We start from the raw sequence: 15,336 nt of genomic DNA on the forward strand, positions 1-15,336 counted from the left end.
CCCCGCGAGTCCGTGTTTTTGCGCCGCAAGCGAGCCTCGGAACCGCGCCAATCGAGTGCCGCACGCACCGAGTCCCCCTCGCTGCCCGTTCCACCCTACTCCGGCCACTCCTCCCGCTCCCGTCGGTCCGCGTCGCGCATGAGCTCCGGGGGCACCTCCTCCAAGAGCACCGGGGCGAACGACGCGCCGACGTGCCACGCGACGACCTCGTCGTCTATCTCCTCCAGTCGCACGTCCTGCTGCCCGTAGTATTCGCCCTCAACCGTACAGGACCCGCCGCCGCCGTCGGCGAAGCAGATGTTCCCGCGGTCGTCGTAGGTGATCTGGACGTGCGCCTCGCGCGCGCTGTCGACGAACTCCCACGCGAACCCGTCGCTCCCGACGATATCCTCGCTGTCCGCGAAGTAGTCGAGTCCCGCCGCGACCTCGTCCTCGACGCGCCGCGGAACGTCGCCGCTCTCGGCGCGGAGGTGGACCTTCACCGGCCGATGGGTCGTGAGGTTGCTGGTCGGGGCCATCAGGTCGGCGGGCTCCTCGCCGTGTTCGAGGCCCTGGACGTGGCCGAGTTCGTGGATGATCGTCGCGTTCATCTCCGCGTCCGAGATGTTCGGCTCGACGGTCGCGGTCATCGGCGTCCGGGACTCGTCGACGAGGAGGTCCGCGCAGCCGAAGTAGCGCGCGTCGCCGTCCTCGACGCCGCACCGCTCCACGCGGTCGAACCGCAGGATTACGTCCGCCCGCTCCTCGTCGCTCACGCGCTCGTAGGTGACCGGGTAGCCGAGGTAGCGCTCGTCGGTGCGCTCCCAGTAGCCCGTCGCGGCCGCGACGACGCCGGAGACGTTGCGGTCGACCGCCTCGTCATCGACGTAGAGCCGGAGGGTCGTCTTCCCGTACGGACTCGGGTGAGTCAGCGTCACGGCCCGCTCCCGCGTCCGGTTCGCGGTCGCGACGACCACCCGGTGGGACCCCCCGTCCAGCCGCACGTCGGCGAACGTGACGGACAGCCGCGTCTCCGTGCCGCCGTCGAGCGCGACCGTCCGGTTCGCGGTCGCCCCGCTCCCGTACCGGACGCTGACCGTCTGGGTGCCCGCCACGTCGCCGCCGTTGGTCACGGTCGCGGCGACGGTCAGATCCTCGCCGTACGCCACGCTCTCCGGGGCCTCGATCTCCGAGACGGCGAACGTCGCCGCCCGCGCCTCCTCGATCGTGATCCGGCGGGTCGCGCTCGCCTCGCCGACCGTCACCGCGATCTCGTGGTCGCCCGGGTCCAGCGTCGCGGCGTCGATCGCGGCCGTCACGGTCATCGACCCGTTCGCCGGCACGGACCGGTTCTCGTCGCGCAGCGTCCGGTCGCCCACCCGGACCGTAACCCGCACCGGGTCGAGCGTCGCGTTCGCTCTGTCCTCGCCCGCCGACTCGTCCTCGCCCGCGGATCCGTCGCCGCCCGTAGAAACGTCGCCCGCGGAACCGTCGCCCGTGAGACCCTCCCACCGCACGGTCGCCTCGACCGTCCCGCGCTCGTCGTGACCGAGTGACTCCGGCGCGGAGACGGACTCGATCGACGGCGACGGCGCTCCGGCGGTGTCGCTCCCCAGCCCGCCGCAGCCGGCGAGCGCGACGAGCACGGCGAGCGCGAGGACGACGGTGGTGCGGCGCATCTGTCGTCCACCTCTCGGAGACGGGCACGGATAACATTCGTTTCAGCCGTCGGTCACGTGACTGACTGAAGTCGGACGCCGGAACGGGTCGCTTCGGAGCGACACCGCCTTGTTGTCGTGTCCCGTAACCCGAACGTGACGCTTCGACGCGACGTTCTCGCGGCGATCGACGCCGACCGCGGTGCCTTCCGATCTCGGTTCTCGGCGCTGCTCGACGAGCACGGACTTGCCCTCGCGTCCCCGCCCTCACACTCCGATCACCCCGACGACCGGTCGGAGCGAGAGGCGGTCCTCGTCGACCGCGTCCGGGCGTTCGACGACCTCCCGATCGGTCTCACGCTCACCGGGCCGGCGTACCGCGACACGCCCATCGTCTACGTCAACCGCTGGTTCCGCGAGTGGACCGGCTACGCGCTCGACGACCTCCGGGGGCGAAACCCGCGGCTGTTTCAGGGACCGAATCCCGACCCCGACGCTCGCGCGGACTTCCGCGAGGCGCTGTCGACGTGGTCGGCGGTCACCGTCGAACTCAGAAATCGACGCCGCGACGGCACCCCGTTCGCGAACCGCGTCTCGCTGCGGCCGCTGTCCGGCGACGCGGGGACGATCACGCACTGGATCGCCGCACAGGAACCGGAACCGATCGACCGGTCGGAAGACGGCTCCGAGTGAGGCGACGGCGAGTCCGGAAGGAGGTTCCGGGTGAGACGGCGGCCGTTCCGGGAACCGATCGCCCCGGGAATCGACCGCTCCGAGAGTCGATCGGCCCGCAATCTCACCGCAGCGTCGAGGTCGGCACGACCGACGGGAACACGCCGCTGCCGGTCGCGTCCTCGACGACCGCCTCGGCGACGTGTTCGCCGCTGAGCAGGCACATCGGCATCCCGATGCCGGGGTTGGTGTACGCCCCGACGTAGTAGAGGCCGTCCACGCCGGGCGCACGGTGCGCGGGGCGGAGCGGCCCCGTCTGTTCGAGCGTGTGCGACAGCGCCAGCGCCGTGCCGCGGGGGGCGTTGAACCGCTGCCGGAAGTCGGAGACGCAGGCGGTCTCCTCGAAGACGATTCGGTCGCGGAAGTCGACGCCGGCGTGCTCGGCCAGGTCGTCGAACACCAGCTCGCGGAACCGCTCGCGGGTCTCCGGGTCGTCCTCCAGTCCTGCCGCCAGCGGGACGAGCAGGAAGACGGCCTCGTGGCCGTCCGGGGCCGCCTCCGGGTCCGTCTTCGACGGGACGTGGACGTAGTAGGCGGGGTCGTCCGGCCACCCCGGCTCGTCGAAGATGTCGGCGAAGTGGGGCCGCCAGTCGGTCGGGAACACGAGCGTGTGGTGCTCCAAGTCGACGTCGCCCTCGACCCCGATGTACGAGAGGTACGCGGAGGGGGCATACGTCCGGGACTCCCAGTACGACTCGCGGTCGACCGTCCCCGCGGGGAGGAGGTCTCGCTCGACGTGCGGCGGGGGCGCGTTCGCCACGACGCGGTCGAACCGGCCGCTCGAACCCGCCCCCGCGGCGGCGCTCCCGTTCCCGCGCCGCTCCGTCTTCCCGTTCCCGCGCCGCTCCGTCTCCACGGCGAACGTCGGCGTCGACGCCGGGACCGACGGCTCGATCGCGGTCACCGGCTCGTTCGTCCGGATCTCGACGCCGAGTTCGCGCGAGAGGTCCGCCATCGCGTCGACGACGCTCGCGATCCCGCCGGTCGGGTGGTAGACGCCGAGATTCATGTCGACGTGGCTCATCAGCGTGTAGATCGCGGGCGTGTTGTACGGCGAGCCGCCGAGGAAGACGAGCTTGTACTCCGCGATCTGGCGGAGCTTCTCGTTGTCGAAGTAGCCGCCGACGTACTCGTCCATCTCGCGGAGCTTCGGGAGCGCGCGGCCCGACCGGAACACGTCGGCGTCGACCATGTCCCGCAGCCGCGACCGGCTCGGGTAGACGAACCGGTCCATCCCAAGCTCGTACGCCTCCGCGGCGTCCGCGAGGTAGTCGTCCAAGATCTCTCCCGCGCCCGACTCGTACGATTCGAACAGCGCCTTCTGTCCGGCGCGGTCGGCCGGCATCGACGCGCGGTCGCCGTCCTTCCAGACCACGTCGTACAGCGGGTCCAGTTCGATCAGGTCGTAGTACTCGTCCGTCGACCGCCCGAAGTGTTCGAAGAACCGGTCGAACACCTCCGGCATGAGGTACCACGACGGGCCGGTGTCGATCCGGAACCCGTCGCGCTCGATCCGCCCGGCGTACCCGCCGGGGTGTTCGTTCCGCTCGAATATCGTCACGTCCGCCCCCGCGTCGGCGAGGTAGGCGGCCGCCGAGAGCCCGCCGAAGCCGGCACCGACGACCGCGATCGACTCCCCGGCGAGCGGCTCGTCCGCGTCCGACAGGTCCGGGTCCGGTTGGGTGGTCATCGAGAGAGGCTACGGCTCCGAAGGGGTTTATCCTGCGGTCATACCATGTCGGGGGTGCGTCGCCGCCCTCTCTCATGCCCGTCCTCCGGCGCTCGCAGCCACCTCTCATCCCGTCGCCCGACCCCCACGGACCGGTCACTTCTCGGTCGGCTCGCCGTCCCCCTGAAGCCGCCGCGCGCCGAGCGCGAACAGCCCGATCCCGATCAGGTAGAGCCGCCAGCCGGTGTTCGCGACCGGGAACCGCCGGTCGACCGGCTCCTCGACGTCGAGGTCGGGGTCGCGCGGCTCGACGGGGTTGCTGACGTGGACCGTCTCGCTGGTGCCGCCGCCGCCCGCGTCGACGGTCCGCGTTCCCGTCTCGGGGTCGATCCGAATGTCGACGAACGTCTGGACGAACCCGTCGGCCGTCGAGTAGAGGATCTCCCCGTCGAGGTGGAAGAAGCGGTCGCGGAGCGGCCAGAACGCGTTCACGCCGTCGAGGTGCGTCCAGTCGAGCGCGACGTGGGCGAAGACGTGGACGAAGAGCGCGACCCACGCGACCGCGATCCACCGGTCCGAGAGTCGCTCGCGGACCGCCGACGCCTCCCGGACGCGGGTGTCGTAGTACAGCGCCAGCGCGGCGACCGCCGGGATCACGAAGGTGTGGCCGATCGTTCGATGCGCGCCGGACATGACGAACCCGAGGAAGCTGTCCGCCTCGGGGATCACGACGACGACGAGCAGGACCGCGAGCGCCCGCCGGTCGAGGAGGCGGTCGTCGAGCAGCGCGGCCGCGAGCAGGAGCGCGAACCCGGCGTGGACTATCGTCGACGGCATTCAGCGGCGCACCCCCAGTCTCTCCGAGCCGGCCCGAACCGCGAGCGTCGCGGCCGCCGCGGCGACGACGACCAGCTGCCACCCGCTCTCGACGACCCGGAACTCGCGGTCGGCGCTGGGACCGAGTCCGGGGCGGCCGTCGTGGTTGACCCACGAGGCGACCGGGTCGGCGACCCCTCCGGCGACGCTCTGGATCGGGAGGATCCCCGGCCCCTCCGCGCCGAGCGTCAGGAACGTCTGGACGAGTCCCTCCTGCGTCGAGAACACGAGCCGCCCCCGGAGGACGTAGCGCGCGTCCTCCAGCGGGTACAGGAGGGCCGCGCCCTCGCCGGCGAACAGCGCCGAGCCGACCCCTCCGACGACGAACGCGGCGAGCGCGACCCATCCGGTCCGCACCGCGCGCCGCCCGCCCCGCTCGCGAAGCGCGGACTCCCCGCGCAGGGTCGTGTCCCAGTACAGCAGGCCGCCCGCGAGCAGGGGGAGCCAGACGGCGTGGAGGAGGGCGTTCGTCGCGCCCGGGACGACGAGGCTCGCGACCGCGTCGAGACCGGGGCAGAGTGCGGCCCCGACGACCACCGCGACCGCGCGCCGGTCGAACGCGAAGCCCAGCAGCGCGGCCGCGAGCAGCGCCCCCACGGCCGCGGTCACGAGCGTCGGTGCCATACTCGTCCTGACGCTCGGAGGCGAATAAGCGCTCCGGGCGGGTCAGGTCCGGTCGCCGGAGTCGTCCGCGTCGTCGCGATCCTCGACGAACTCGAACTCGCCGGCCGTCGGCTCTTTGCCTCGGTCGGCGTCGGTTTCACGGTCGCCGATTTCACGGTCGTCGTGGTCGTCGATCTCGCGGTCGGCGTCGTCATCGATCTCGACGCCGTCGACGTCGCCGTCGGTCCCGCGGGCGACGTTGCCGCCGGCACCGGAGACTCCGCGTTCGCGGTCGACGGTCACGCGCTCGCCCTCGCTCTCGCGGTCGACGCCGCCCCCGGTCGGCCCGTCGAGCAGGGCGACCGCCATCCGGCGGGCGGCGTACCCGGCGGCGTTGGCGAGGTGGAGGCCGACGAGGACGGCGGCGATTCCCAGCGGGACCGCCGCCAGCGCCTCCGGCTGCGTCCCGATCGCCCACGTCGCCGGCTCGCCGTTGACCTCGCCGAACTCGACCACGAGGGGGTACCGGAGCGGCGCGGTGACGAGCGGGAGCCCGCGGGCGATTAGGAGCAGCGGGACGAACCCGAACAGGGCGACCCAGAACTTCGCCATGAGGAACCCGAGTCCCCGCCACGTCGAGGCGGCGTCCACGTACTTCCTCGCGCCGCCGAGCGCGCCGTCGGCGTCGGCGATGTCGTCCGGCTTCGCGAGGTCGGTCCCGAGCAGCGCGTCGGCGAGCCAGCGTTCGAACGCGGCGAACAGCCGCGTGGCGATCAGGGTCACGAGCAGCACGACGAGGCCGACGAGCACCGGCGTGAGGAGGAGCCCGAAGGCGAGCCCGAACGAGAACACGCCCGAGTAGACGAAGGCGAGCGGGAGCGCGACTAGCAGGTACAGCAGGTGGCGATACGTGCGGCCGTCGGCGAGGACGCCGACGACCGGGAGGGCTGCGAGCGGTCGGAGGGAGACCATACCACGACTGGTTCGTTCTCCGACAAAAATCGGTCGCTCCGCGTCGCGCGGTTCTCCGGGGAATCTCGGTCCCTGCTTACCCGAGGAAGAAGTCGATCGCGTCCCCGGACGACTGCCCCTTGTACAGCTCGGAGTAGCCGCAGTCCGCACACGAGACCACGAGGAACCTGCGGTTCTGGACGTCGAACATCTTGGTGAGTCCCGTGCCGCTGGTGGCGATCTCGTCGGTCTCGGTCTCGATCCCGCCGCACTTCGGACAGCCGTCCTCGCCGTCGCCGCCGAGCGAGGCCGGACGGTCGTCGGTCTGGGCGTCGCGGCCTCGCTCGGCGGACCCGTCTCGTCCGTCGTGGCGGTCGTCGCGCTCGTCGTCGTCGAAGACGGAGTACTCCGTCTCGTCGTTCTGGGAGGGCATCGATCGCGTCTCTCGCGCCGAGGGACAAACCTCTTGTGGCGTCTCGTCTCGGGGTCTGCCCTACTCGTCGCCCCCGTCGATCTCGTCGACGAGCTCGTCGGCGAAGCCGGTGTAGCCGGCGGGCGTCAGCGCCTTCAGCTCCGCGCGGACCGCGTCGTCGACGTCGAGGTCGTCGAACAGCTCGCGGAAGTCGTCGAGCGTCACCGACCGACCCCGGGAGAGGGCCTTCACGCGCTCGTACGCCTCGGTGTCGCCCTCGCGCCGCAGGATCGTCTGGACCGCCTCGCCGATCACCTCGGGGGTCGCGTCCAGCTCCTCGCGCATGACGGTCTCGTTCGGGACGACCTTGCCGAGTCCGTCGGCGGCCTTCGAGTAGCCGATGAGACAGTGCGCCAGCGCCGCGCCGACGTTGCGCTTGACCGTCGAGTCCGAGAGGTCGCGCTGGAGCCGGGAGCTCGTCACGTAGTCGGCGAGGAACGTGAGGTCGCCGTTCGCCTTCGAGAGGTTCCCCTCGCTGTTCTCGAAGTCGATCGGGTTCACCTTGTGAGGCATCGTCGACGAGCCCGTCTCGCCCTCGACGGCCTCCTGTCCGAGGTAGCGGTCGGAGACGTACAGCCACGCGTCGAGGTCCAGATCGAGGAGGACGTTGTTGACGCCGCGCAGCGCGTCGAACAGCGCCGCAAGGTCGTCGCAGGGGTTCACCTGCGTCGCGAGCGCGGTGTGTTCGAGGTCGAGTCCGCGCACGAACGACTCCGAGAATCCCCGCCAGTCGACGTCGGGGTAGGCGGCCCGGTGCGCCGCGAAGGTGCCCGACGCGCCCGCGAGCTTCCCGGAGAGGTCCTCGTTCACGACGACGACCCGGCCCAGCGCGCGGCCGAGCCGGGCGGCGTACACCGCCATCTCCTTGCCGAACGTGGTCGGCGTCGCCGGCTGGCCGTGGGTGCGGGCCAGCATCGGCGCGTCGCGGTACTCCTGTGCCAACTCGACCAAGGCGTCGCGCACCTCGCGGACCGCGGGGACGATCACGTCTCCCACCGCGGGCTTGACGAGGAGCCGGTGCGCGAGGTTGTTCACGTCCTCGCTCGTCAGTCCGAAGTGGATCCACGGGTACAGCGACTCCGCGTCGTCGAGCGGGGAGCCGTCGGCGTCGTCGAGCGCCGAGTCGCCCCCGCCCGCGAGCTCCGCCAGCCGGACGCGGAGGAAGTACTCGACCGCCTTCACGTCGTGGTTGGTCGCGTCGTACCCTGCGGCCCCCTCGGTCTCCAGCCGCTTTATCAGCCGCGCGTCCTCGGCCGAAAAGTCCTCGTAGACGCCTCGGAGCGCCGTTTCGGTCGCCTCGTCGAACCCGATCGGCGTCGCGTCCAGTTCCGCGAGCGCGAGCAGGTACTCGACCTCGACGCGGGTCCGGGCGCGCATCAGCGCGGCCTCGCTCGCGTACGGCGACAGCGGTGCCGTCCGGCCGGCGTATCGCCCGTCGAGCGGCGAGACGGCCGCGAGCGGGTCCGATCGGTCCAGTCCGGCTATCGCGTCGCCGGCGTCCTCGTCGGCATCGTCGGTCATGGTCGCGACTGCCGCCGGAGCCAGCAAAAGCGTGTCGATGGGACGAACCACGGACGTGGATCCGTCTCGCGTTCTCGACGCGTCGAACCCCCGTCTCGATCCGCAATCGTGCCTATTAGACCGGCGCGGACCGCAATCGATATACCCGATCGGTCGGACCCTCACACATGAAGATCGCCGGACTCGCGAGCAACCGGGGACGGAACCTCAGACACATCGCCGACGCCGCGCCCGGCGGCGCGGAGCTGTCGGTCGTCCTGACGAACCGCGAGCAGGCACCCGTTCTGGAGGCCGCGACGGAGCGCCGCGTCCCGACCGAGGTCGTCGAGCGCGACGAGGGGGAGTCGCGGGAGGCACACGAGCGCCGGATCGTCGAACGTCTCTCCGACTACGACTTCGATCTGGTCTGTCTGGACGGCTACATGCGCGTGCTGACCGACGAGTTCCTCGACGCGGTCCCGACGACGCTGAACGTCCACCCCTCGCTGCTCCCGTCGTTCCCCGGCACCGACGCCCACGAGCAGGTGCTGGCCGCCGGCGTTCGAACGACCGGCTGTACGGTCCACGTCGTCACCGAGGAGGTCGACGCCGGCCCGGTCGTCACGCAGGAGCCGATCCCCGTCTACGAGGACGACGACGCCGACTCGCTGAAGGCGCGCGTCCTCCGCGAGGCCGAGTTCACTGCGTACCCGCGGGCGGTCCGGTGGTTCGCCGAGGACCGCGTGACCGTCGAGCGCGACGCGGACGGTAGCCCGGTCGATGTCGCGGTCGAGGGCGACGTGGGCGGCGACTTCCCCGAGCGGCGGTTCGTCTCCGAGGAGCGGACCGCCACGCTCCGGTACGGCGAGAACCCGCATCAGGACGCCGCCTTGTACGTCGACGACGGCTGCGAGGAGGCGAGCGTCGTCGACGCCGACCAGCTGAACCCCGGTGCGAAGGGCATGGGGTACAACAACTACAACGACGCCGACGCCGCGCTGGACCTCGTGAAGGAGTTCGACGACCCCGCGGCCGCGGTGATCAAACACACTAACCCCGCGGGCTGTGCGGTCGGAGACGACCTCGCGGACGCGTACGACCGCGCGCTGCGAACCGACGCGAAGTCGGCGTTCGGCGGCATCGTCGCGCTGAACTGCGAGTGCGACGCCGACACCGCGACCGCGGTCGCCGACTCGTTCAAGGAGGTCGTCGTCGCGCCCGGCTACACCGACAGCGCGCTCGACGTCCTCACGGAGAAGAAGAACCTCCGCGTCCTCGACGTGGGCCCGCTCGGCGAGGGCGACGACCGGTTCTCGGAGCGGTTCACCGAGAAACCGATCGTCGGCGGCCGCCTCGTTCAGGCGCGCGACCGACAGTCGCCGACCGCAGAGGACTTGGAGGTCGTCACCGAGCGCGAGCCGACCGACGAGCAGGTCGAGACGATGCTGTTCGCGTGGCAGACCCTCAAGCACGTGAAATCGAACGGCATCCTCTTCGCGACCGGCACCGAGACGGTCGGCGTCGGGATGGGACAGGTCTCGCGGGTCGACGCCGTCACGCTCGCGGCGATGAAAGCCGAGAAGGACGCGGAGGGCAAGTCCGCCGAGGGCGCGGTGATGGCCTCGGACGCCTTCTTCCCGTTCCCGGACGCGATCGAGGAGGCGGCCGACGCGGGGATCGAGGCCGTGATCCAGCCCGGCGGCTCCGTCAACGACGAGGACGTGATCGCCGCCGCCGACGAGCGCGACATGGCGATGGCGTTCACCGGGACGCGTTGCTTCCGGCACGACTGACGGGCGCTGTCGCGTCCGTCGACCTCGCCGGCGGCGGTTTACACCGACCGGCCGCCGTCGGGATACCACACCCCCTGACCCGGGGTGTGGTGGTGCCACAGGTCGTCCTCGCGGATGAGCCGCTGATCCCGCCACCGGAACCGGGCGTTGCCCACGTACGAGAACGGATCGGGCGTCTCCGCCGCCGTCACGAGCGAGCGCTGACAGGCAGTGAACTCCGGACGCACCCCGTCGCCCGCCTGCGTGAATCGATGGTCGACGGTGTCGCCGGTCTCCTCCGCAACACGCCGGACCGCCAGCCCTCCGGTCTCGCTCGCCGGCGGGGCGGTCGCGCGCAAGCGGTCGTCAAACGAGGCCACGAGCCGCACCTGATCGGCGTCGTACGCCCCGTCGCCGCCGCGTATCGTCCCCCGCAGTTCGAGTTCGACGTGGGTCCCGTCCGCGTCGCTGACAACTCGAACCGCGTCCCGACGGGTGAATGCGGCCACGTCGTTGCGACCGTGGACGTACGAGGGGCCGAGCGTCCTCGCCTCCTCGTCGAACCCGGGCGGGCGGTCCGACAGCTCCGCGTCGACCGCGCACGCGGTTCGCGGCGGATTCAGCACGGTGTCGACCGCTCCGGCGAGGCCGCCCGGGACCTCGATCCCCTCGAACACGTGCGTGACCAGCCCGTCTTCGGACGGGACGGCGGCCGCGACGCGCGTATCTGACCCCCAACCGTCGCTGGCGAAGCCGTACGGCCGACCGTCGGCCGCACAGAGGTCCATGGGAAGCACCTGTGCGTTGCGGCCGACGACCACCACCGGAGTCGACTCCCGAAGCGCAGTCCCCGGCTCCAGTCGGTCGAACCCGTCGGACGGGAACAGCGCGACGCGTGCGGCCGCGGGGTCATCGACGGTCTGCGGGTCGGCACCGTCCGGGAGCGGAACGCCGTCGGCGACGTAGAGCGGACCTACGCTGAACTCGTTCGGACCGGTCTGTGATGTCAAGTTTCCGAGCCGGGCGCTACAGCCGGCGAGACCGCCGGCGAATCCGGTACCGACTGCCGCGAGGAGGGCGCGACGAGAGCGGGAGGGCATACGGAACTCGGGACACGACCGCGACAAATCAGTTTTGTGGTTGGATCCGCGATCACCGTTTCTGACGCCCGGAATCGGCCGAAAGCACCCTATTCGCGCGAATCTCTCTGTCGGCGTCGTCCGATCCGACTCTCGTTCGATTGAAACGATAACCCCACGCGGACCGCCGGATCTGCGGGCCTTTTGTCTCGGGACGCACTGAGGCCGAGCCGAGACGACCGTGGCGCAGTTCGGCAACTCGGTACGGCTGCTCGGGGACCGGGAGTTCGCGGCGCTCGCCGGGACCGCGTTCGCGCGCAGTCAGGCGTACTCGACGATCCTCATCGCCCTCGCGCTGTACGCGGATCTGTTCGGCACTACCGGGTTCGTCGAGGGACTCTTTGGCACCGCCTTCGCGGTCGTCCAACTCGTCATCGTCCTCCCGCTCGGCCGGTGGGTCGACACCGGGAACGCGAAGCGGTGGCTGCTCGGCGGCTTTCTGGTCAACGTCGCCGTCTTCGTCGGGTTCGCCTTGGTCGACAGCTCGGTCCACGTGATCCTCGTGCGGATGGTCCAGGGGCTCGGCGCGAGCGTCCTCTGGATCACGGGCGCGACGGTGATCGGCGAGATCAGCCCGGACGACGAGCGGGGGCGCTGGCTCGGCTCGTACAACCAGTTCGCCTCCTTCTCGTCGCTCGCGGGCGACCTCGTCGGCGGCTACCTGCTGTACGCCTACGGCTTCTCCGAGACGTACCTCGTCTTGACGCTCGTCACGCTCGCCGCCTTCGCCTTAGTGTACGCCTTCCTCCGCGACAACCCCGGCGGCCGGAAGGACCCCGAGGACGCGGGCGGGATCGAGACGTTCCGGTCGCTTCTCGGACTCCCAATGCTGCGCGCCCTCGTCTTCTTCCGGTTCACCTTCAGCGTCGGGAAGATGGCGGTGATCATCTTCCTCCCCATCTACGCGCGGACGTCGTTCGGCATCTCCGCGTTCGCCATCGGCTGGATCATGGCCGGCGGGAAGGCGACGAAGGCGCTCACGCAGGGGTTCGTCGGCGACCTCACCGACCGCTACGAGCGCACCTACCTGTTCGTCGCGGTCGGCGCGCTCCTGTACGGCGTCGGCACGGCGACGATCCCCCTCGCCGCGTACTTCGAGGGGACCGTCTCGCCGGTCACCGTCTCGTACCTCGGCGACTCCCAGACGCTCGGCGGGGCCTTCTTCGCGCTGTTCGGGGCCTACTCGCTTCTGGGGATCGCGGACTCGATCCGGCTGCCGGCGAGCATGTCGCTGTTCGTCAGCGAGGGGGAGGCGTACGACTCCGTCGCCAGCGCGATGAGCCTGCGGTCCGTCTCGTGGAAGGTCGGGCAGGTCGTCGGTCCGGTGCTGGTCGGCACCACGATGGACGGGACGAGCACCGAGACCGGGTTCCTGCTCGCGGCCGCGTTCATCGCGTTCGCGACGACCGGCTTCGCGTGGCAGGCGCGGAACGCCCACCGCGCCGCCCGGGATCCCGGACCCGCGGTCCCCGGCGACGACTGAGTCGCGGGGTCCGACGCGAACTCCGGCTCAGAGGGTGTAGTCGTCTTCGCCCGTCTCGGACTCCAAGAACGCCGTCAGAAGGTTGATCGTCGCCTCCACGTCGCCGCCGTCGGCGGTTTCGGTGACAGTGTGGAGGTACCGCGTCGGGATCGAGATCGCGCCGACGGGCTTCGCCCCCGCCGTGTTCTGGAACCCGGCCGTGTCGGTGCCGCCCGCGGGCAGCACCTCGTGTTGGTGGTCGATGTCCTCCGCTTCAGCCACGTCGGTGAGGCGACCGTGGACCTTCGGGCTGGTGATCACCGAGGAGTCCTTCAGCTTGACGGCCGCGCCCTCGCCGAGTTCGGTGACGGCGTCGGCCTCGTCGCCGATCTGGGGCACGTCGTTGGCGACGGTGACGTCTAAGGCGATCGCGAGGTCGGGGTCGATGTCGACGCCGAGCGCGGTCGCCCCCCGAATGCCGACCTCCTCCTGAACCGTCGCCGCGAAGTGGATCGTGGCGTCGGGCTCCTCGATTCGGTCGGCCGCTTCGAGCATCGCGAACAGGCAGATCCGGTCGTCGAGCGCCTTGCCCGTGATCCGGTCTCCCATCCGCGTCGTGGTCTGATCGAGGGTGACGAGGTCGCCGACGCTCACGAGGTCGTCGACCGCCTCGGCGTCGCGCCCGAGGTCGATGAAGACGTCTTTCACCTCGTCGTCCGTCTCCTGCTGTTCCTCCGTGAGCGTGTGCGGCGGGACGGAGCCGATGACGCCGGTCAGGTCCTCGTCGCCGTGGACGGTAACGCGCTGCGCGCGCAGCACGCGGGCGTCGAAGCCGCCGAGGGGGTCCACCTGAACGAACCCGTCGTCGGTGACGTGCCGGACCATGAACCCGATCTCGTCCATGTGGGCCGCCACGGCGACCGAGTAGTCCGCGTCGCCCTCGATCGTCCCGACGACGTTGCCCATCGCGTCGGTTCGGACGCGGTCGACCCTGTCGGCGAACTCGCGCCGGACGACCTCGCGGACGTCGTCCTCGTAGCCCGGGACGCCGCGGGCCTCGGTCAGCTCTCGGAGCAGGTCGAACTCGAAGTCGAACTCGTGTGCCATGTCCGTGACTGTCCGCGCCAGCGACAAAGGTCCGCAGGATCCGGCACGGCCGTCTGGCTTTAGTGAAAGCCGAATCATCGACGCCGGCGAGGCCCCGTCATTCGGATCTACGGTGATACTCCGATATTTAAATACGGTAAGCGGCCACGAAATATACTTATAAACATCAGCGGTGGCGCGTGCCTGCGAGCGGTCGCCCTCGGCGACCGCGAGTCAGCACGCGCGAGGGAGTCGACCGGTCGGAGCGAAGCGGAGGCCGGTCGACGAGGCTGGGGAGGCATGAGGCTGCGGTCGCGGTGTTGTGCGGGGCGGGACTCGAAGGGGCAGTCGCGAGGCGGATGGAGGCGACGCAAGCACCGCAGGAACGAGCAGCGCGAGTGACGAGGAGCACAGCGAGCGTCCATCCGCCTCGCGACTGGGGCTTCGGTGGTGTCCGTATTGATCTGCGATTTATAACCAGAAACGGCTCTGTTGAAATCCTATTCTTTAGGTATATTTCCGTCTGAAACAGCCAGTTGATGAGAGCTGCTTATAGGACGGGTGTTTCATGAGCCCTATCGGTGATGAAAACAGAGCCGTTGCTAGCGCGGTGAACACCTCCGAAGCCCCAGCCGCGAGGACTCCCGCGGCTCGTTGCGCTCCTCGTCGCTCACTGCGTTCGCTCCTGCGGTGCTTACGTCGCCGAGGAGCGTCCTCGCGGCTGGCCCTTCGAGTCCCACCCGACCGCACCGTACCACCTCACACCTCCCCAGCCTCGTCAGCGGCTCCCGCTGGTCGCCGCTGACTCCCTCGCGCGGTGCTCCTCACGGTCGCCTTCGGCGACCGCTCGGAGGCACGCGCCACCGCACCGCAGATCGGTCGTTCCTCTCCCTGTATTGGCCGCTGGGGGCACAGAACCCATCTCCTTTGACAGAGCCTCAGAAACGGCCACGTACGGCCGAGCAACTGGGGATTCGGCGGTGGCCAGCGTGGACCCGCTCTTTGTCCCTTATAACTGATCGGACGGAGCTTCGGCGACGTTTTCGCCCACCCACGCCGCGTACTCCGAGCGTCGTCGCGAGATAACAACCCTAAATAAGTTTACCGTTGTTCCGCAACCCTTTTGCGGGCGCTCGCGGGATGGAGTGTGTATGAGCGACGTGAGAGCGGAACTCCGCGAACAGTTCTTAGAGGCGTTCGGCGGCGCAGACTTCCCCGTCGAGAACCAGATGGACCTCGTCCCGGCGCTGCCGGACGGCCCCGCGACGAAGTTCGAAGCCGGCGACGTGAGCCTCACCGCCATGGAGATGGCGGCGAAGCTCGGCAGCGAACAGGAGTTCCCCTACGACACCGCCGAGGAACTCGTCGACGACATCCTCGACGGGCTGGAAGCGAAGGGGATGATCTGAGTCGGTCGGTTCGGAACCACTTTTTTTG

Annotated in this window: 13 protein-coding genes and 1 tRNA gene (1 of these 14 running past the window's edge); 5 read left to right on the forward strand and 9 right to left on the reverse strand. The window is 70.1% G+C overall.

The genetic code is table 11. The features are described from left to right. Window positions 1-13: transfer RNA gene (locus QOL69_RS13420), tRNA-Ala, on the forward strand; it begins 129 nt to the left of the window's first position. Between the two features lie 82 nt (window positions 14-95). On the opposite strand, the gene QOL69_RS13425 is transcribed toward QOL69_RS13420, so the two are convergent. Further along, a complete protein-coding gene (locus QOL69_RS13425) occupies window positions 96-1,658 on the reverse strand; it encodes a matrixin family metalloprotease (protein WP_283403565.1) in 1,563 nt (520 codons plus the stop codon). Between the two features lie 135 nt (window positions 1,659-1,793). Between QOL69_RS13425 and QOL69_RS13430 the strand changes: the two genes are divergently transcribed. Then, window positions 1,794-2,330 carry a PAS domain-containing protein gene (locus QOL69_RS13430; RefSeq protein ID WP_283403566.1) on the forward strand — a complete coding sequence of 179 codons (537 nt, stop codon included), beginning with the start codon at window positions 1,794-1,796 and terminating at the stop codon, window positions 2,328-2,330. Between the two features lie 103 nt (window positions 2,331-2,433). Here the strand turns inward: QOL69_RS13430 and crtI are convergent, their stop codons facing one another. From crtI to purB, 6 genes are all read right to left on the reverse strand, one after another. Then, window positions 2,434-4,059 (reverse strand): phytoene desaturase family protein, encoded by a 1,626-nt coding sequence (gene crtI, locus QOL69_RS13435; protein ID WP_283403567.1) that lies wholly within the window; start codon window positions 4,057-4,059, stop codon window positions 2,434-2,436. A 135-nt stretch (window positions 4,060-4,194) separates the two neighbouring features. Beyond that, window positions 4,195-4,875 carry a metal-dependent hydrolase gene (locus tag QOL69_RS13440; RefSeq protein ID WP_283403568.1) on the reverse strand — a complete coding sequence of 227 codons (681 nt, stop codon included), beginning with the start codon at window positions 4,873-4,875 and terminating at the stop codon, window positions 4,195-4,197. Continuing rightward, window positions 4,876-5,538 carry a hypothetical protein gene (locus QOL69_RS13445; protein WP_283403569.1) on the reverse strand — a complete coding sequence of 221 codons (663 nt, stop codon included), beginning with the start codon at window positions 5,536-5,538 and terminating at the stop codon, window positions 4,876-4,878. A gap of 42 nt (window positions 5,539-5,580) precedes the next feature. Further along, window positions 5,581-6,489 carry a sensor domain-containing protein gene (locus tag QOL69_RS13450; RefSeq protein ID WP_283403570.1) on the reverse strand — a complete coding sequence of 303 codons (909 nt, stop codon included), beginning with the start codon at window positions 6,487-6,489 and terminating at the stop codon, window positions 5,581-5,583. A gap of 76 nt (window positions 6,490-6,565) precedes the next feature. After that, entirely contained in the window at window positions 6,566-6,901 is a 336-nt protein-coding gene (locus QOL69_RS13455) for a zinc ribbon domain-containing protein (protein ID WP_283403571.1), read from the reverse strand. Between the two features lie 60 nt (window positions 6,902-6,961). Then, the gene (purB, locus tag QOL69_RS13460) at window positions 6,962-8,461 is read right to left on the reverse strand and encodes an adenylosuccinate lyase (RefSeq protein ID WP_283403572.1); all 1,500 of its coding nucleotides are present in this window, start codon (window positions 8,459-8,461) and stop codon (window positions 6,962-6,964) included. A 167-nt stretch (window positions 8,462-8,628) separates the two neighbouring features. On the opposite strand from purB, the gene purN reads away from it, so the two are divergent. Then, window positions 8,629-10,233: a phosphoribosylglycinamide formyltransferase gene (purN, locus tag QOL69_RS13465; protein WP_283403573.1), complete on the forward strand. Its 1,605-nt coding sequence runs from the start codon at window positions 8,629-8,631 to the stop codon at window positions 10,231-10,233. A 38-nt stretch (window positions 10,234-10,271) separates the two neighbouring features. Here purN and QOL69_RS13470 read toward each other — a convergent pair whose 3' ends face one another. After that, window positions 10,272-11,312 carry a hypothetical protein gene (locus tag QOL69_RS13470; RefSeq protein ID WP_283403574.1) on the reverse strand — a complete coding sequence of 347 codons (1,041 nt, stop codon included), beginning with the start codon at window positions 11,310-11,312 and terminating at the stop codon, window positions 10,272-10,274. A gap of 220 nt (window positions 11,313-11,532) precedes the next feature. On the opposite strand from QOL69_RS13470, the gene QOL69_RS13475 reads away from it, so the two are divergent. Then, on the forward strand, window positions 11,533-12,834 hold the full coding sequence (locus QOL69_RS13475; protein ID WP_048077346.1) for an MFS transporter: 1,302 nt from the start codon (window positions 11,533-11,535) through the stop codon (window positions 12,832-12,834). Window positions 12,835-12,861: 27 nt separating this feature from the next. On the opposite strand, the gene QOL69_RS13480 is transcribed toward QOL69_RS13475, so the two are convergent. Next, window positions 12,862-13,920: a M42 family metallopeptidase gene (locus QOL69_RS13480; RefSeq protein WP_283403575.1), complete on the reverse strand. Its 1,059-nt coding sequence runs from the start codon at window positions 13,918-13,920 to the stop codon at window positions 12,862-12,864. A gap of 1,130 nt (window positions 13,921-15,050) precedes the next feature. On the opposite strand from QOL69_RS13480, the gene QOL69_RS13485 reads away from it, so the two are divergent. Continuing rightward, window positions 15,051-15,308, forward strand: a complete 258-nt coding sequence (locus QOL69_RS13485) for an MTH865 family protein (protein ID WP_048077348.1) — start codon at window positions 15,051-15,053, stop codon at window positions 15,306-15,308. The last annotated feature ends 28 nt before the right edge of the window (window positions 15,309-15,336 follow it).

Origin of the sequence: Halorubrum sp. DM2 (genome assembly GCF_901686465.1) — an archaeon.
Lineage (GTDB): Archaea > Halobacteriota > Halobacteria > Halobacteriales > Haloferacaceae > Halorubrum.